At 38.8% G+C, this 17,259-nt stretch carries 15 protein-coding genes and 1 pseudogene; 7 read left to right on the plus strand and 9 right to left on the minus strand.

The genetic code is table 11. The features are described from left to right. The 3 genes from AACU95_RS03700 to cpxR all read right to left on the minus strand — a co-directional run. Positions 1 to 1,067, minus strand: a 1,067-nt coding sequence (locus AACU95_RS03700) for a DegT/DnrJ/EryC1/StrS family aminotransferase (protein ID WP_161737178.1), incomplete at its 3' end; no start/stop codon positions are given. A gap of 311 nt (positions 1,068 to 1,378) precedes the next feature. Beyond that, complete coding sequence (gene cpxA, locus AACU95_RS03705) at positions 1,379 to 2,770, minus strand: envelope stress sensor histidine kinase CpxA (RefSeq protein WP_141191955.1); 1,392 nt, start codon at positions 2,768 to 2,770, stop codon at positions 1,379 to 1,381. A 12-nt stretch (positions 2,771 to 2,782) separates the two neighbouring features. After that, positions 2,783 to 3,481 (minus strand): envelope stress response regulator transcription factor CpxR, encoded by a 699-nt coding sequence (gene cpxR, locus AACU95_RS03710; protein WP_004246432.1) that lies wholly within the window; start codon positions 3,479 to 3,481, stop codon positions 2,783 to 2,785. A gap of 183 nt (positions 3,482 to 3,664) precedes the next feature. Here cpxR and cpxP point away from each other — a divergent pair, with 183 nt between their 5' ends. The 3 genes and pseudogenes from cpxP to AACU95_RS03725 all read left to right on the plus strand — a co-directional run bounded on the left by cpxP (position 3,665) and on the right by AACU95_RS03725 (position 6,252). Then, the gene (cpxP, locus tag AACU95_RS03715) at positions 3,665 to 4,231 is read left to right on the plus strand and encodes a cell-envelope stress modulator CpxP (protein WP_141191956.1); all 567 of its coding nucleotides are present in this window, start codon (positions 3,665 to 3,667) and stop codon (positions 4,229 to 4,231) included. Between the two features lie 570 nt (positions 4,232 to 4,801). Beyond that, a pseudogene (locus tag AACU95_RS03720) lies at positions 4,802 to 5,032 on the plus strand (transcriptional regulator). 158 nt (positions 5,033 to 5,190) lie between these two features. Next, positions 5,191 to 6,252, plus strand: a complete 1,062-nt coding sequence (locus tag AACU95_RS03725; RefSeq protein WP_049194450.1) for a glycosyltransferase — start codon at positions 5,191 to 5,193, stop codon at positions 6,250 to 6,252. A gap of 48 nt (positions 6,253 to 6,300) precedes the next feature. Here AACU95_RS03725 and AACU95_RS03730 read toward each other — a convergent pair whose 3' ends face one another. Further along, positions 6,301 to 7,449 carry a glycosyltransferase gene (locus AACU95_RS03730; RefSeq protein WP_141191957.1) on the minus strand — a complete coding sequence of 383 codons (1,149 nt, stop codon included), beginning with the start codon at positions 7,447 to 7,449 and terminating at the stop codon, positions 6,301 to 6,303. Between the two features lie 118 nt (positions 7,450 to 7,567). Beyond that, entirely contained in the window at positions 7,568 to 8,323 is a 756-nt protein-coding gene (gene fabG, locus AACU95_RS03735) for a 3-oxoacyl-ACP reductase FabG (protein WP_012368674.1), read from the minus strand. Between the two features lie 538 nt (positions 8,324 to 8,861). Here fabG and pfkA point away from each other — a divergent pair. Both pfkA and AACU95_RS03745 read left to right on the plus strand, forming a co-directional pair. After that, a complete protein-coding gene (gene pfkA, locus AACU95_RS03740; RefSeq protein WP_004246429.1) occupies positions 8,862 to 9,839 on the plus strand; it encodes a 6-phosphofructokinase in 978 nt (325 codons plus the stop codon). Positions 9,840 to 10,132: 293 nt separating this feature from the next. After that, positions 10,133 to 11,137: a sulfate ABC transporter substrate-binding protein gene (locus AACU95_RS03745; protein ID WP_161737179.1), complete on the plus strand. Its 1,005-nt coding sequence runs from the start codon at positions 10,133 to 10,135 to the stop codon at positions 11,135 to 11,137. 95 nt (positions 11,138 to 11,232) lie between these two features. Here the strand turns inward: AACU95_RS03745 and tpiA are convergent, their stop codons facing one another. Together tpiA and AACU95_RS03755 are read right to left on the minus strand one after the other, a co-directional pair. Continuing rightward, positions 11,233 to 12,003, minus strand: a complete 771-nt coding sequence (gene tpiA / locus AACU95_RS03750; protein ID WP_004249716.1) for a triose-phosphate isomerase — start codon at positions 12,001 to 12,003, stop codon at positions 11,233 to 11,235. A gap of 106 nt (positions 12,004 to 12,109) precedes the next feature. Beyond that, positions 12,110 to 12,745 carry a DUF1454 family protein gene (locus AACU95_RS03755; RefSeq protein ID WP_004249899.1) on the minus strand — a complete coding sequence of 212 codons (636 nt, stop codon included), beginning with the start codon at positions 12,743 to 12,745 and terminating at the stop codon, positions 12,110 to 12,112. Positions 12,746 to 12,856: 111 nt separating this feature from the next. On the opposite strand from AACU95_RS03755, the gene AACU95_RS03760 reads away from it, so the two are divergent. Further along, entirely contained in the window at positions 12,857 to 13,285 is a 429-nt protein-coding gene (locus tag AACU95_RS03760) for a DUF805 domain-containing protein (RefSeq protein ID WP_141191958.1), read from the plus strand. 60 nt (positions 13,286 to 13,345) lie between these two features. Here AACU95_RS03760 and fpr read toward each other — a convergent pair whose 3' ends face one another. Next, entirely contained in the window at positions 13,346 to 14,092 is a 747-nt protein-coding gene (gene fpr / locus AACU95_RS03765; protein WP_087740961.1) for a ferredoxin--NADP(+) reductase, read from the minus strand. 338 nt (positions 14,093 to 14,430) lie between these two features. On the opposite strand from fpr, the gene emrD reads away from it, so the two are divergent. Next, positions 14,431 to 15,615: a multidrug efflux MFS transporter EmrD gene (emrD, locus tag AACU95_RS03770; protein WP_004246423.1), complete on the plus strand. Its 1,185-nt coding sequence runs from the start codon at positions 14,431 to 14,433 to the stop codon at positions 15,613 to 15,615. 109 nt (positions 15,616 to 15,724) lie between these two features. Here the strand turns inward: emrD and glpK are convergent, their stop codons facing one another. Beyond that, entirely contained in the window at positions 15,725 to 17,257 is a 1,533-nt protein-coding gene (glpK, locus tag AACU95_RS03775; protein WP_004246422.1) for a glycerol kinase GlpK, read from the minus strand. Positions 17,258 to 17,259: the final 2 nt, after the last annotated feature.

The raw sequence follows: 17,259 nt of genomic DNA on the forward strand, positions 1-17,259 counted from the left end.
CTATTTAAGTCATCATTACTTAATAAATGATGGATTGGTAAACAAATAACATTTTCAGATATTTTTTCAGCAGTAGGGGTTTTCGTTTTATATTGATTATAAATATTAAAATCAGTTATTAATGGATAAAAATACCTTCGACTTAATATTTTATTTTCTTTTAACTCTAAATAAAGTTCATCTCTTGTTTTACCATACCTGTCTTTATCTATTATTATAGGATAGTAAGAATAATTCCAAGTTAAGTCTTTTGGTATATTAGGTAATGTAATACCAGGTACATTGCTTAGATTAGTTTTATAAAAATCAGAAACTTCTTTTCTTTTTTCTATTGCTTTATCTATATAGTTTAATGTTAGCAAACCAAATGCTGATTGTACTTCATTAAGTTTCGCATTGAATCCTAGCTCATCGATTTCTGTTTCATTTGTGTAACCAAAATTTTTATATTTATCTAATTTTTCTTTCATCTCTGCGCTATGGCAAATAATCGCACCGCCTTCAATAGTAGAATAAGTCTTAGTCGCGTGAAAACTTAAAATAGATAAGTTACCTTGATTTAATATGGAGTTACCATTTTCTTTTACCCCGAAGGCGTGGGCTGCGTCATAAATCACGGGAAGGTTATACTTATCTGCAATTTTTTGAATCGCTTTATGATTACATGGACGACCATATACATGAACAGGTAAGATAGCGGTTGTCTTATCTGTGATAGCTGCTTCAATTTTATTGGGATCTATATTATAGGTATTTGGCTCTATATCTACAAAGACAGGCGTAATATGACTATGTAGTAATGAATGGCTAGTTGCGACAAAACTATATGGTGTTGTGATTACTTCACCTTTTAGCTTTAAGACGTTTATTGCTGCAATTAGCGCTAATGTTCCGTTTGAATATAAACTAATGTAAGGTACATTTAGGTATTTGCATAGCGCCTCTTCAAGGCGTTGATGATAGTAACCATTATTGGTTAGCCATTTTCTCTTCCATATATCTTTTAAGTAAGGCTCTAGCTCTTCCAATGGTGGAAATAATGGGCTAGTTACTGTGATTGTTTCCATATAAGTATTTTCTCTAAAAAACCAATAGGCATAGCTACCGCACTGGGAAAGTACCCAGAGTTTATGATATTGCTATAATTATACACCATCTAAATGTATTAATCTTAAAGGCTAGGATATAAAAATATGAGAATAATTTTCAAAAAAGGATTAACAAATAAGGTATTAAAGTGTATTAATATCTTTATTTGCATTATACGAAGGGATCTAATGGGTTTAATCACTGTTATTATAGATTTATTTACTAAAAATTAATAAGCCACTGCATAAAAACAAGGTTAAAAGTTTTAATTTAGTGGCTTATGGTACAGTTAATTATTGTTTAGCTTATTTATCACACTCCCCCTAGGCAACCAAATCTCCACTCTTAATCCCCCTAATGGGCTATCGTCAGCTTTTACATGGCCTCGATGTTGACTAATTGCGGTTTCAACAATTGCTAGTCCCAGCCCTGTACCGCCGGATTCTCTATCACGTGCTTCGTCCGTACGATAAAAAGGTCGGAAAATATGCTCGCGATCTTCTGGACTAACCCCTGGGCCATCATCATCAACAATAATAGTGATACCCTGATTTTGTTCGGTAAAGGCCACTTCAATACGAGAATGTGAATAACGCAAGGCATTGCGAACGATATTTTCAAAGGCACTCGCTAATGAATAAGGATTGCAATAAATCGTCCATGGGCCTGGCGGGGCGGTTACTGTTAGGGTTTTATTGCTCTGTTCTGCCTCAAATTTCGCATTATCTAAAATATCGTTCCAAAGCTCATTCGCTTTTACGGTTTCACGTAATAACTCATTTTTATATTGGTTGCGAGAAAGTACTAATAAGTCATTGATCATGCCATCTAGCCGCTGTGTTTCTGTTTCAATACGCTCTAGCTCTTTACTTTCACCGCTACGACGACGTAGTAATGCACTGGCCAGCTGTAAACGAGTTAATGGGGTGCGCAATTCATGGGAGATATCAGAAATCAATCGCTGTTGCGCTTCAACCATGCGTTCTAAGGCGCTGATCATCTGATTAAAACTGGTGCCTGCCGCTAAAAATTCTTGCGGGCCGGTTTCCAGTTCAGGGTGAGGGCGCAGATTACCTTTTGCCACATCATCCGCCGCATTTTTGAGTTTTCGGGCCGGTTTTGCCAAGCTCCAAGAGAGCCAAACCAGTAGCGGTGTACTGATAAGCATAGTGAATATCAGTAATAAAAGCGGTTTATCAAATAATAAATTGATAAAATCAGATTGCGGGCTACTTGATGGGCGCACTAAGTAAAGTTGGTAGTGATCTTCACCATCTCTAATGGAAAAGGGGCCTAACATCTCAGAGCGACCGTATTTTTTCTTTTTCGGATGGTCTGCGTTATCAGACTGCCCCATAAAGTTTCTGACAACTTGTATCTCATTACGTTGAGCACCAATAATACGACCTTCACTGGTGACAATAATAAGACGTTGACCAGGTGGCGCCCATTTATCAATGGCGCGGATTAATCGCCGCCACCATAGCAGATCGTTAGCCGGATCTTGCGCTAGTTCGGCTTCTATATGTTGCTCTAGCATAACACCTTGACGGTATTCACTTTCAAGTAAAGTGGTAAGCTGGCGCGAGTCCAGCTTGGGTACCATCATAACTAGCACTAGAACTAATGCTAGTGTCAGCCAGAATATGGCGAATATACGCGCTGACAAACTGTTTATCATAAAGATTTTTTATTAAGTTATTGAAACCATAAGATAACCACGGCCACGTAATGTTTTAAACCAAGGCTGCCCGTCTGTTCTTTCCGGTAACTTACGACGTAAGTTGGAAATATGCATATCAATCGCTCTATCAAAAGGTGTTAAGCGTTTACCTAACACTTCTTGGCTGAGATGCTCGCGCGATACCACTTGTCCTAAATGCTGAGCAAGTAGATAAAGTAACGTAAACTCAGTACCTGTTAGCTCTAATGGTTCATTATCAAAGCTGGCCTCTTGTCTACCCGGATTAAGTTGTAACTTATCAACTTGCAATATGGGTGAGGTGTTGCCATCGGTCTGTTTTTGTTCACTCCAGTTGGAACGACGTAAAATAGCCCTAATGCGTGCAACTAGCTCTCTATCGTTAAATGGCTTAGGTAAATAGTCATCTGCTCCCAGCTCTAGGCCAAGAACACGATCAAGATCGCTGCCTCTTGCCGTTAACATAATGACAGGTGTTTGGAAATTTTGGCGTAACTCTTTAAGTGTCTCGATCCCGTTCTTACGTGGCATCATGATATCCAGTAATAACAAGTCAATAGACGCGTCCAGAAGTTTTAAGGCCTGTTCGCCGTCAGTGGCGAGCACAACATTAAAGCCTTCCATTTCAAGTAGTTCTTTCAATAGCGAGGTTAATTCGCGATCGTCATCCACTAATAAGATTTTATGCATTCGTCAATTCCTCCAAGAGAAAAATACGATAATAAATAGCGCGAATCTATGACTTTACGTTCTTTTACACGCTCTGACGCTAGTTTGCAGCCGTAAAGGTATAGTAATCCACATCGAGAACAATTACACATATTTAGGTCAGCATTAATAAGTCGGTATTATAACCGAATGAGGAGTGGGACAATGCGTAAAGTAGCAATGGTTGCACTAGCATCAATGTTTTTAGTAGCTCCGACGGTAGTAATGGCTGAAACATCAAATACAAATAATCAGCCTGCTGGGCAACAACAGTATAATGATAATTACCATTGTGGATACGGTTACGGTATGCATGATGGACGTGATAACCGAGGTCATCGTGGACAACGTGGCCATATGATGGGTAACAATAATTTCGGTGAGTCGCGTATGTTTAATGGTATTACATTAACAGAGCAACAACGCACTCAAATGCGCGATTTAATGCGCCAGCATCATCAAGATCGTTTTAATAACAGTGATTTTCGTCAGCGTCACGAAAATATGCATAAGCTAATTACCGCGGATAAGTTTGATGAAGCAGCGGTAAGAGCGCAAATACAAGATATGGACAAACAAGCAATAGAGCGCCGAGTTGAAATAGCGAAAGTTCATAATCAAATGTATCAGCTATTAACCCCTGAGCAAAAAGCGCAGCTAGAAAAGAATTATCAACAGCGAGTCTCTTCTGTTAGTCAGCAAAACCAGCAAACTCAAGAGAAAGCTAATTAGTGATTAAGTAAAGTCCTTTAGTAATGTAGTAAGAGTGTAGTAAAGCAGTACCTAGTTAGAGAGTAAGTAGCAACAACGAAGTTTTTTCCTTGCCATAGACACCATCCCTGTCTTTTGCAGCCCCTCTGGAGAGGGGCTTTTTTTTGCCCTTTTGTTTATCATTCCTTTTAAAACAAAGAGTTAAATTTCATTTTTAAGGGTAATGAAAGTCTAGAAAAGTCTTTAAAGGTGGACGTTTTTGGCTGTCCGTGGACACTTTGTGGACATTTTAAAGACTTATAAATGCTAGATTTCCTCTTTACTTTTTAGTGGGTTAAATTAGTGGCTTCTTTCCCGTTTCTTGCGACTATACTTCGGTAAAGTAATACCACCTACTTTTTATTTCTGTCTAACCTCTATGAAAAAAGAAAGGATAAAAATGTAATAACGTTTTTTTGTCAGTTTTGTTCTTTGTTTTTAGGTACAAATTCTAAATTTTTATTTACGGTAAAAACATTGCTGATGATTTAACAATAACTAAACGTGAACAGCTGAGAGCAATGTTAGAAATGATTAAAAAAAGGGGGGATCATGACTAAACGTGATATTTTTTCTGAGCTTCAAGAAGGAATGAATGCGTGGAGTGAATTTAATGAAGGGAAAAAAACACTAAAGACTCACCGTATTAATGTTAAGCCTCTTTCTATGACGTCAGCAGAAGTAAAAGCAGTACGTGAAAAATAGAATTTATCTCAAGCGGTTTTACTACTTAAAATGGTTGAAAAAAGACCGGATACGTTGATTGAGCTAGCAGGACTTTGATGTCGATATGTTTAACGTAACTGAATAATTAACCCCTCTGGAGAGGGGCTTTTTTTTGCGTTTTTATTTATGCAATACATATAATGCATTGAAATAGTAATCTCTATAGAGTTCTAATATAATCAACAAACATTTTTAATGTATGGTTTATTTTTATAATGAAAAAAGTATTAATTATTGGTTATAATTTAGGTGGATTTGGTGGTATGGAAACCGTTTTTAAAAAATCTATAAATATATTGGCATCGCATGCTATCCACTCGGAGTTTATCTTTTTTAATGAAGGGGATAATAAAGTTAATGATGATTGGTTAGTTGATTGTAAATATAGAAGGCTATCTTCTAAGATAAAAAATACTAAGTTAAGAAGGATGAGCTATGCAGTTCAGTTAGCAAGAATTCTTAAACAAGAAAAGCCAGACATTATTATTTCTTATGATACGGTGTGTTGCTATATTGCTAATTTAGCAAGAAAAATTGTTAGAAGTAAAGTTTATATTTACTCATGGATACATTTTTCATTAAATAATTTATATAAATCAATTTATTTACATAAGGCTGATTATCATTTATCGATTAGTTCGGGTATAACTCGGTATATGCTTGATATGGGGATAGATAGAGAGAATATATTTACTATTTATAATCCCATAACAGAAAATAATATAATTATACCAAGAAATGATAAGATAAGATTTCTATATGTTGGAAGATTGGTTGCGTATGCTCCTAAAAATGTTAATGAATTATTTTATGCGCTTTCCAAATTGAATGGCGATTGGACGCTTGATATTGTTGGGGATGGAGAAGATACCGATTTTTTAAAAAGCTTAGCACTAGAATTAAAAATAGCCACTAAGATCAACTGGCATGGTTGGCAAAAAGATGTTTGGTCATATATTAAGAGGAATATAAAATATACGTCTACATTAGTATTGACATCAATATCTGAAGGGTTTCCCATGGTGTTATGTGAAGCTTCTTCTTATGGTATTTTTTGTATTAGCTCTAATTGCCCAACCGGTCCTGAAGATATTATAACGCCTGAATCGAATGGATTACTGTACCCAGTAAAGGATGTAGCTAGTTTAGCTAATCACTTACAAAGTATTATTGATGGGCGTTTATTGCCTACGCATAATGAAATAAAAAATGCTATTACTAAATTTAATGATGAAAACTTTGAAAATCGTTTATTATCTGCATTAAAGTTGAGTTGATATGAATAAAGGATATTATTATCCTTTATTCTATTCTTTATATTTTAGCTATATTTGACTATCTCTTATCGTACTTTCAAATTCTTTAATAAATAGATTGTAATCTGTCGTTTCTTTTGACCATTCAATCGCATTCTGGCTAAAGTTAGTATAATTATTCATTATTTCTATTATAGCCGTAGCACAGTTTTGGGGAGATATTAATTTGGGTAAAATTAATGTATCTGAGATAGGATCATAAACTTTATAGGGGAAGTTGATATCTAAATTTGTTAATTTATGATATTCATCAATAGATAAATTGGGAGCAATACCTAGACCGCAATACTTATCTTTTATTGCTTCGGGTTGTCCGTCAATATTAGGATAGATAACAGGGATACCTTGAGCTAAAGCTTCAATGCAAGATAAACCAAAAGGCTCTGTTACTGGTGTACTTAAATAAATATCGATATCTGAATAAAATTTATCCATATCTGATTGATAGCCAATAAAGCTGATATGGTTTTGTACATTATTTTGTCTTGCTAATTGTTCTAATTCTGTCCTTTGTTCACCATCACCAGCAATAATTAACTTTGCCTTTATATTTAATTTTATTAATTCTGATAGACAGAGAATACTAATTCCGATCCCCTTTAGTCCTACTAAGCGAGAGGCTGTTCCTAGCGTAATTTGATTATTGTGCAATTTTTTAGCTATGTTACTAGACTTTAGTGGTAGACGATTAATGACTTTTTTAGGCGTATATGTCGTATTGAATCTTAACTCCATAACACGTTTAGATGCTGTAGATATCGCGATAGCATTATTGAGCATACCAAAAAAGCTTAATGTTTTTTTGTTAAGAGGATAGCGCCAAGAACAACCATGATCATAGTAGACCAAGCTAGTATTCTTGGGCTTTCTAGATAATCTTGGGACGAAATCCCAAACTAGAGTGACATCGGCTTTACTTGCTTCTATTTTTTTTGTTAAGACATATTTTCTTAAAAAAGCAGGATATTTTATTTTAGTAGAAGCGATTTTATTAGCGTATTTTATATCGAATTGCTTAAGCTCAGGGATCAGATTTTTATTTAAAGAGTTACTGGTGCACAAGATCTCATTTTGAAATGAGCTATTTTTTAAATATTCAATAAACAAACGTTCAGCACCACCAAACCCTTGTAAATTAATTAAATGAAGTATTTTCATGATACTAAACCTGTTTTTTATTAAAAAACGCAATAATTCAATTAAGCCGTTATAACTCAAAAATTTATATAATTATAATTAAAAATAAGGGTAGGTTATTATTCTACCCTTAAATATATTACAACAACGCCTCTGGAGATTCAGGTAAAATCTGGCCGCCATCGACAATAATGGTTTGACCGGTAATATATTTTGCTTCATTAGAGGCAAAAAATGCGGCGGCATAGCCGATATCTTCAGGCTCCCCTAAGGTATGGGTTGGGATAGAGGCCTTCATTTGATTAAGATACGTCTCTCCTTGGGCTTGTAAGCCTTCGGTTAAAATATTGCCGGGCATAACGGCATTAATGGTAATACCGTGGCGTGCATATTCTAGTGCAGCACTGCGCATAAAGCCTAACTGACCTGCTTTGCTTGCTCCATAATGGCTCCAGCCCGGATAGCCAGTAATGGCGCCTGTAATAGAAGAGGTGATGATCACACGGCCATATTGTTGTTTTTCCATTACCGCAAGGGCTGCTTTTACTAAGAAAAACATCCCTTTTAAATTGACGGTATGCATTTTATCCCAATCAGCTTCGCTCATCTCTTTAATTGTCGCTTGGGGGAAAATACCGGTATTAGAGCAAAGAATATCGAGTTTGCCATACTGTTTAACAATATCATTGACTACTTGTTCACAGGCTGCTTGAGAGGTGACATCAAGGTGCATAAAATCAACACCAAGTGCTTCTTTGGTTGCGTTACCTGCTACATCATCAATATCAGCAATAATAACCTGTGCACCGCTGTTTTTTAATGCGCTAACAATGCCTTTACCAATACCTTTTGCTCCGCCGGAAACTAAAGCAATTTTACCCGTTAAATCAAACATAAAACCTCCTACTGTACTGTTTGTTATACTGTATCAGCCTTATTGTATAAACGGTAAATTAACGCAAAATTTTTGTCATCAGTCACAATTGTGTAGGGTGAGCGCTTTTTCTATTTATGCCGAATAACACAAAAGTATCGATAACAGCGCGCAAAGTGTTAAGCAAACAGTCAATAAGCCCATTACACTTTATGTGATATGTTGATAGCTATATATGGCTAACACACTGTTTTTTGAGATAGATAGCAAAAGGCTGTAAAGTATCTGTATAAAAAGTGTTAACTTATCGGTGTAATACAGAGACGATAGACTAGTATAGTATTTATACAGGCTACTCAATTAATTTAATGCGCATCAAGTTTATAAAAAAAAATGTACGTTGATGATGAAGTGATAAAAAATATGCGTACAATGGGGTTGTTGAATCAATTCAGCATTTGAGATATCGGTGGATTACGTTCGTGAAGCCGGTATTAAGATAACAGTTATTCCAACAATATATTGCAATAATGATATCGAATAAGAATCAGAGGTAATCATGGTTAATGGGATCAAAAGAATTGGGGTTTTAACAAGTGGTGGTGATGCACCGGGTATGAATGCCGCGATCCGTGGTGTTGTCCGTGCAGCACTCAGCGAAGGTTTAGAAGTGTACGGTATTTTTGATGGCTATATGGGCTTATATGAAAACCGTATGAAAAAACTCGATCGCTTTAGTGTGTCAGACATGATCAACCGTGGTGGTACCTTTTTAGGCTCAGCGCGTTTCCCTGAATTCCGCGAAGATAATGTGCGTGCCGTTGCTATTGAAAATATGAAGCAAAATGAGCTAGATGCACTGGTGGTTATCGGGGGTGATGGTTCTTATCTGGGGGCGAAAAAATTAACTGAAGCAGGTTTCCCATGTATTGGTTTACCGGGCACCATTGATAATGACGTTGCGGGTACTGATTACACTATTGGCTATTTCACGGCGTTAGAAACGGCGGTAGAAGCGATTGACCGCTTACGTGATACCTCAACATCGCATAAACGTATCTCTATCGTTGAAGTGATGGGACGTTATTGTGGTGATTTAACCTTATCCGCTGCTATTGCGGGGGGTTGTGAGTTCGTAGTGTTGCCTGAATCCGAATTACCTTTTGATCGTGATGAATTATTAGCAGAAATTAAAGCGGGTATTGAGCGTGGTAAACGTCATGCTATCGTGGCAATTACTGAACATGTGTGTGATGTACATGAGCTAGCACGTTTTATTGAAGCAGAAACCAAACATGAAACACGTGCCACTGTATTAGGCCATATTCAACGTGGCGGCTCTCCGGTTGCTTACGATCGTATTTTAGCCTCTCGTATGGGTGCTTACTCGGTACAACTGCTACTTGAAGGTTATGGTGGTCGTTGTGTTGGGATCCAAAATGAAAAACTGGTTCACCATGATATTATTGATGCGGTTATGAATATGAAACGTGTCTTTAAAGCCGATTGGTATGAAACTGCGAAAAAACTGTATTAAGCCATAGTTTTACTCTATTACCAGAGCCTTTCTGAGTTATATCCTTATTCGTGGACTGTTCTGATGCAATATAAGCTTGTATCAGAACAGCTTCCCGAGTGAAAACATTTCATTCTACGCGCTTTTCTTCTCTTATCCGATGGGTAATGACTGTGTGAGTCCCCGTTTTCTCAACTATATAGCTGTTACGTATAACAGTCTGTTTTTTATTATTTCATCGTTATAAATCTTTCTGTCAGCCTAGTTAAACAAAACAAATAAACCAACTAGAAATAGGATAGGGGTAGATAACGATGTTAAAACGATGGGGATTATTGACGACGCTAGCGCTGACGGCACTGTTTACACAAAGCATCTGGGCGAAGGATATTCAGTTATTAAATGTCTCTTACGATCCGACTCGAGAGCTTTATCAACAATATAACCACGCATTTAGTCAATATTGGCAACAAAAAACCGGCGATCATGTGACTATTCGTCAATCTCATGGTGGCTCTGGTAAACAGGCAACCGCCGTAATTAATGGTATTGAAGCGGATATTGTCACCCTCGCATTAGCTTATGATATTGATGCCATTGCACAGAGAGGACGTATAGATAAGCAGTGGATCACTCGCTTACCTGATAACTCAGCACCTTACACCTCAACCATTGTTTTTTTAGTGAGAAAAGGTAATCCGAAACAGATAATCGACTGGGACTCTTTAATTAAACCCGGTGTATCGATTATCACACCTAATCCTAAAACCTCCGGTGGAGCAAGATGGAATTATCTGGCTGCATGGGGATATGGATTAAAGGCCAATCAGCAAGACAGTGAAAAAGCGAAAGCCTTTGTAAAGTCACTGTATCAACAGGTTGAAGTCTTAGACTCCGGCGCGAGAGGCGCGACAAATACTTTTGTTGAGCGTGGTATTGGTGATGTGTTAATTGCATGGGAAAATGAAGCGCTACTGGCGATTAATGAGTTAGGCACAGATAAGTTTGAAATAGTCACCCCTTCCGTCTCTATTTTGGCAGAGCCAACCGTCTCTGTGGTGGATAAAGTGGTTGATAAGCGAGGTACGCGGGAAGTGGCAACCGCTTATTTAGAGTATCTTTATTCACCTCAAGGGCAAGAAATTGCTGCTAAAAACTATTATCGTCCAAGAGATAAAAGCATTGCTGAGAAATATCAAAAACGTTTTCCAACCCTGCAATTATTCACTATTGATGAGCTTTTTGGCGATTGGCAATCAGCGCAACAAACCCATTTTGCCACCGGGGGAATATTTGATGAAATCAGCCGACGTGATTAATGAGTAACGCATAAAAAAATCACCTTCTGTTAAGACGCAGTAAGGTGATTTTCGTGATAGTTATTTATCGGTAAGATAACGATTTGCTATCAAAGTTATTTTTTCGCTTTCGCTTCTGCTGCTGCTTTCACGATAACGGCAAAGGCATCTGCTTTCAGTGACGCGCCACCAACTAATGCACCGTCGATATCAGGTTGGCTAAATAGCTCTGCTGCGTTTTTATCGTTGACTGAACCGCCGTATTGAATAATGACTTGCTCAGCGATAGCCGCATCTTGTTTAGCGATATGATCACGAATAAATTTATGTACCGCTTGTGCTTGTGCAGGCGTTGCTGATTTACCTGTACCGATCGCCCAAATAGGTTCATAAGCGATCACTGCATCTTTGAATGCTTGTGCACCATGTGCATTTAAAATCGCGTCGATTTGACGTGCGCACACTTCTTGTGTTTTACCAGCTTCGTTTTCTGCTTCTGTTTCACCGATACATAACACAGGTGTTAAGCCTAACTCTTTTAACACACCAAATTTTTGTGCGATAAATTCATCAGATTCTTTATGGTAAGTGCGACGTTCAGAGTGACCGATGATCACGTATTTAACATCAACGTTTTTCAGCATTTCTGGGGAAGTTTCGCCAGTGAAAGCACCAGATAAGTTAACACCGGTATCTTGGGCACCTAACGCAATACGGCTTCCACCGATTTCATGACGAGCTTGGCATAGATAAACTGTTGGTGGTGCAATAGCAACATCACATCCAGCAACACCGCTGATTTCTTTACGTAATGCAGCGATTAATTCATGAACCATATGAATGCTGCCGTTAAGTTTCCAGTTACCCATGACTAATGGATGGCGCATAACTTTTCCTCCAACCGAGTGGTTTAAATTTAATTTATCGATAAACTCAAATTCTGTTGATGCACAACAGTATAGAGAACATTGAATAGAATAGCTTTGTTTTTTATCACGGAATAGCTGAATCGATATTGCTATTGAGTGAAAGCTTAATCGGTTCAATGGCAAAGGTCGTTAGTTGATTGTCCTCGTGGGCAATAATATAGCGAATAGCACCGACATTATGGCTAATATAAGCAGGCACATCTTGTTTAACAGCAAATAAATTGAGCACCTCTTGAATTTGCGCTGCATTAATGGAGGGATCAAACTGTGTCACTAATGCAGTGATATAGCGCATTGCAGTATCTTGATGCTCTTTTTCGATTTGTGGCGTATCAAGTGTATGGATCAGGGTGAGCTGTAGACTCTTAATTTTTTCACTGCCACGCTCTAATACGGCTGATGAGTATAAATAAGGGGTTATTCGTGTCGCGGCCCTGACTAACGGAATAGTAATATCGTTGTTGGTGATAATTTTATATTCATTGAGAAATAACGACGCATTATTTTGATTGAATTTAGCTCTTATCTCCGGAATGGTGGTTTCAAAAACAGGGGCATCCTGTTTAAGGTAAAGAATATCATCTTTAGTTGGGGGTTGATGAGCAATAGAGGGCGACGCTGCCATAGCAAGGGTTGGCAAAGATAAAGCGATGCTTATTATGATAAGCGCTAACTGAGTAAGCGTGCTTTTTTTTATCATCTGTCCTCCTTGGTCTGTTGTGCGATAGAATATTATAAAATCACTCTGTATTATTTGATGTTAAATGGACAGCTTAATTCACTAAAATAAGTCTATATTGAGAAATTATTAATGACCTTACAACATTGGGCCTTTTCATTCAAAGGGCGAATTGGACGCCGTGACTTTTGGGCGGGTTTTGCACTCTGTTTTGTGCTGTTTTGCGGATTATATATAGTTAATCAACACTATTCATTGCCTGCTGTGCTGGTGGGGATAATTTCACTGGCTATTTTATATCCGTTATGTGCCATTTTTACTAAGCGACTTCACGATAGAAATAAACGTGGTGCATGGCTGTTACTATTGTTGCTGGCGGTGATGCTAGGATTGACTGATACCAGTAGTTTAGAGCCCTTTTGGCAGTGGGCGATAGGTCGTTTTCTCCCATCATTTATTATGATGATCATGTTGTTAGATTGTGGGGTGTTTATTGGCACCCAAGGAGAAAACTATTTTGGTGCCACGACTGAAAAGGTTGATTACTCAATTTTTCGTTAAAGTGTGTAACTGCTAAACAGTCAGGGCTGAATAAAGTGCTATTCAGCCCTGATGTTGTCATTACCAATACTGTTCACTGGTGATATGTCCCGGTTTACGGCGTAAATGTTTTCTCATATCACGCTGTGTTTTCAGTAACTGTTGCGTGTCTCTTACCATTTCTGGATTACCACATAGCATAATATGGCTCTCTTCTGGGGAAATGGTTAATCCTACGGTTTTTTCTAATGCACCACTTTCAATTAATGCTGGAATGCGCCCGGTTAGTGAACCTATATGATTTTCACGGCTGACAATAGTTTGGATACGCAGTTTCCCTTGGTAGCGTTCAGCTAACTGCTCCATTAATGGTAGATAGCTTAAATCACGGGCGTAGCGTACTGCATGGACTAAAACAATATTTTCGAAACGGTCGAGATCATCACCAAGTTGTAAAATAGAGAGAAATGGCCCGATCGCCGTACCTGTTGATAACATCCATAAGGTATTCGCGCTAGGTACCTCTTCTAAAACAAAAAAGCCACTGGCTTGTTCTGTCACTAAGAGTTCATCACCAACAGTTAACGCCGCTAAGCGTGGGCTGAGTTTACCTTCAGGTACAGTGACTAGATAGAACTCTAAGTTGGGATCTTGCGGGGAGTTAACATAAGAGTAGGCGCGTTGTATACGTTCACCGTCAATTTCGAGTGCCAGTTTGGCAAATTGACCTGCTGTAAACTTATCGATAGGGGCGTGTACAACTAAACTGATTAATGTATCTGTCCAATACTTAACTTGAATGACTTTTCCAGTGACCCAATTTGCCATAATCTCTTATCTCCTTTTTAGGAAAGCGCTTATGTCGATAATTTATTCTAAAGAGGAAGGGCGTTTTTATTTATCAAGATGATGTGATGGCGATATTAATCTGTAGTTTCGTTAATCGTTAATACAAAATGTACATTTATATTGACAACGATGGTGTTTTTCACTGACATCGTTGACGAAATAAAAATGGCTGACTACTTCGCAAATTTTGCTAGATTTGTTACCTTAGTCTCATTATTTAGCGCAAGTGCATTTTGCAGAGTTTATTTTATCAAAGCTCTGTAGCACTTTCCTGTCCGTTAATCGGTTAATTTTTAATTTCTGAGCAAAGAAAAGAAATGAGAAAGTTAGAACATGCAAATCTGTTATTACTGATTATTGCACTGGTTGCTGTCGGTCAAATGACACAGACGATTTATGTTCCTGTGATTGCTGATATGGCTGTCTATTTTGGTGAGCCAACAGGTGCTGTACAGCAAGTAATGGGCGCATATCTGTTTTCTTATGGTTTTTCACAATTAATTTATGGCCCTATTTCTGACCGAGTAGGGCGTCGTCCGGTTATTTTAGTGGGGATGAGTATTTTCTGTTTAGCGACGATCGTGGCTATTTTTTCACAGAACTTAACTACCTTAGTGATCGCCAGTACCTTACAAGGAATGGGGACTGGGGTAGCAGGGGTAATGACCCGTACTCAGCCTCGTGATCTCTATACCGGTACTGCGTTACGCTATGCAAATAGCTTATTAAATATGGGGGTGTTAGTCAGCCCACTCTTAGCGCCGATGATCGGTGGGGTGGTGGCGCACTTCTTTGGCTGGCATGCCTGTTATATCTTCCTATTATTATTAGGAGGAAGTGTACTCTTTAGTATGTATCACTGGATGCCAGAAACCCGACCTGTACAGGCTGAAAGACGCAGTATGTTGTCATCTTTTTATTTATTGCTGTCCAACAGTACTTTTAGTGCCTTTTTGATCATGTTGATTTGTGCATTATCAGGTATTGCCGTATTTGAAGCTTCCAGCGGTGTGTTGATGGGAGGCGTGTTGGGTTTAAATAGTATTACTATCAGTATTCTATTTATTTTACCTATTCCCGCGGCCTTCTTTGGTGCGTGGTACGCAGGGCGTGAAGGTAAAACCTTTGTGCAATTGATGTGGCACTCCGTATTTTGCTGTGTAGCGGCAGGTATTTTAATGTGGCTTCCCGGCTGGCTGAATATTATTAATATTTGGACTTTACTGGTGCCCGCTGCCCTGTTTTTCTTTGGCGCTGGGATGCTATTTCCGCTGGCAACGACAGGGGCGATGGAGCCATTCCCTTATTTAGCCGGAGCGGCTGGTGCGTTGGTGGGCGGATTGCAAAATGTTGGCTCAGGGATAGCAACCTGGTTCTCTGCACTATTGCCACAACATAATCAATTTAGCTTAGGAATGATTATGTTTATTATGTCAGTGGCTATTATGTTGTGTTGGATCCCGTTATCACACCGTTTTAGTCATCAGCAGAATACGGTTTAATGACTGCCTTTAAGTTTTCGCCAATAAAAATGCCGATAGTGTAATACCTACTATCGGCATTTGTTTTATGTCGCCTAGGCGACTTCTCTCTCATAGGGGGGATTAGCGATTAACCGCGATCTTCCCATTCTTGTGCACGGGCAACCGCTTTTTTCCAGCCGTTATAACGATAATTACGCTCTGTGGTTTCAATACCTGGGCGGAATTCTTTATCAATCTCGGCTTTATTTTTTACCTCTTCCAGATCAGACCAGAAACCTACCGCAAGGCCTGCAAGGAACGCAGCCCCTAACGCAGTACTTTCACGTACCACAGGACGTTCAACACGGGTACCTAAGATGTCAGATTGGAACTGCATTAAGAAGTTATTGGCAACGGCACCACCATCTACACGTAGTGCTTGTAAGCGTGCTCCGGAGTCTGCTTGCATCGCATCAAGGACATCGCGGGTTTGATAAGCGATAGATTCTAAAGTAGCTCGAATAATATGATTACGGTTAGCGCCACGGGTTAAACCGAAGATAGCGCCACGGGCATACGGATCCCAATAAGGTGCACCTAAGCCAGTAAATGCAGGTACGACATAAACACCGTTGGTGTCATTAACTTTAGTGGCAAAGTATTCTGAGTCAGTTGCTTCATCAATTAATTTTAGCTCATCACGTAGCCACTGAATGGAAGCACCACCGACGAAGACCGCACCTTCTAAGGCATAGTTTACTTCACCACGTGGGCCACAGCAGATAGTGGTTAATAGACCGTGGTTAGAGCGCACGGCTTCTTTACCTGTATTCATCAGCAAGAAGCAGCCTGTTCCGTAGGTGTTTTTTGCCATACCGCTTTGTACACAGAGCTGACCATAGAGTGCCGCTTGTTGGTCACCAGCCATACCGGCGATAGGAATACGTGTACCACCTTTACCACCAATGTTGGTTTGACCATAAACTTCAGAAGAAGGCACCACTTTAGGTAGCATATTGCGGGGAATATTCAGCAGATCGAGGATTTTTTGATCCCAATCTAAAGAGTGAATATTAAACAACATAGTACGTGAAGCGTTGGTATAATCTGTTACGTGAACACGACCTTGTGTCATTTTCCAGACTAACCAAGTATCAACGGTACCAAAGAGTAACTCTCCTTTTTCTGCTCGTTCACGAGCGCCTTCAACATTATCGAGGATCCATTTTAATTTGGTGCCTGAAAAATAGGGGTCAACCATAAGCCCAGTATTTTGACGAATGTACTCTTCAACCCCTTCTTGATCTTTTAAGCGAGTACAAAAGTCTGCAGTACGGCGACATTGCCACACGATAGCATTATAGATAGGTTTACCGGTCTCTTTTTCCCAGACGATAGTCGTTTCACGTTGGTTGGTAATACCGATACCGGCAACATGATCAGAAGGGATGTCTTCTTTGGCCAATACTTCAATTAGCGTTGCGCTTTGAGTTGCCCAGATTTCCATTGGATCGTGCTCAACCCAGCCGGGCTTAGGATAAATTTGGGTAAATTCGCGTTGTGAGATGCTAACAATGTTGGCGTCATGATCGATTACGACAGCGCGTGAACTGGTTGTTCCCTGATCCAGAGCAACGATATATTTTTTTTCACTATTCGATTTGTTTGTTTCTGTTGTCATGT

Origin of the sequence: Proteus sp. G4415, from assembly GCF_963896075.1 — a bacterium.
Lineage (GTDB): Bacteria > Pseudomonadota > Gammaproteobacteria > Enterobacterales > Enterobacteriaceae > Proteus > Proteus mirabilis.

What these genes read in the sequence shown, in the direction of transcription:
- cpxA (WP_141191955.1), bottom strand. Translation starts at nt 2,770, where the DNA reads ATGATAAACAGTTTGTCAGCGCGTATATTCGCCATATTCTGGCTGACA.
- cpxR (WP_004246432.1), bottom strand. Translation starts at nt 3,481, where the DNA reads ATGCATAAAATCTTATTAGTGGATGACGATCGCGAATTAACCTCGCTA.
- cpxP (WP_141191956.1), top strand. Translation starts at nt 3,665, where the DNA reads ATGCGTAAAGTAGCAATGGTTGCACTAGCATCAATGTTTTTAGTAGCT.
- AACU95_RS03725 (WP_049194450.1), top strand. Translation starts at nt 5,191, where the DNA reads ATGAAAAAAGTATTAATTATTGGTTATAATTTAGGTGGATTTGGTGGT.
- AACU95_RS03730 (WP_141191957.1), bottom strand. Translation starts at nt 7,449, where the DNA reads ATGAAAATACTTCATTTAATTAATTTACAAGGGTTTGGTGGTGCTGAA.
- fabG (WP_012368674.1), bottom strand. Translation starts at nt 8,323, where the DNA reads ATGTTTGATTTAACGGGTAAAATTGCTTTAGTTTCCGGCGGAGCAAAA.
- pfkA (WP_004246429.1), top strand. Translation starts at nt 8,862, where the DNA reads ATGGTTAATGGGATCAAAAGAATTGGGGTTTTAACAAGTGGTGGTGAT.
- AACU95_RS03745 (WP_161737179.1), top strand. Translation starts at nt 10,133, where the DNA reads ATGTTAAAACGATGGGGATTATTGACGACGCTAGCGCTGACGGCACTG.
- tpiA (WP_004249716.1), bottom strand. Translation starts at nt 12,003, where the DNA reads ATGCGCCATCCATTAGTCATGGGTAACTGGAAACTTAACGGCAGCATT.
- AACU95_RS03755 (WP_004249899.1), bottom strand. Translation starts at nt 12,745, where the DNA reads ATGATAAAAAAAAGCACGCTTACTCAGTTAGCGCTTATCATAATAAGC.
- AACU95_RS03760 (WP_141191958.1), top strand. Translation starts at nt 12,857, where the DNA reads ATGACCTTACAACATTGGGCCTTTTCATTCAAAGGGCGAATTGGACGC.
- fpr (WP_087740961.1), bottom strand. Translation starts at nt 14,092, where the DNA reads ATGGCAAATTGGGTCACTGGAAAAGTCATTCAAGTTAAGTATTGGACA.
- emrD (WP_004246423.1), top strand. Translation starts at nt 14,431, where the DNA reads ATGAGAAAGTTAGAACATGCAAATCTGTTATTACTGATTATTGCACTG.
- glpK (WP_004246422.1), bottom strand. Translation starts at nt 17,257, where the DNA reads ATGACAACAGAAACAAACAAATCGAATAGTGAAAAAAAATATATCGTT.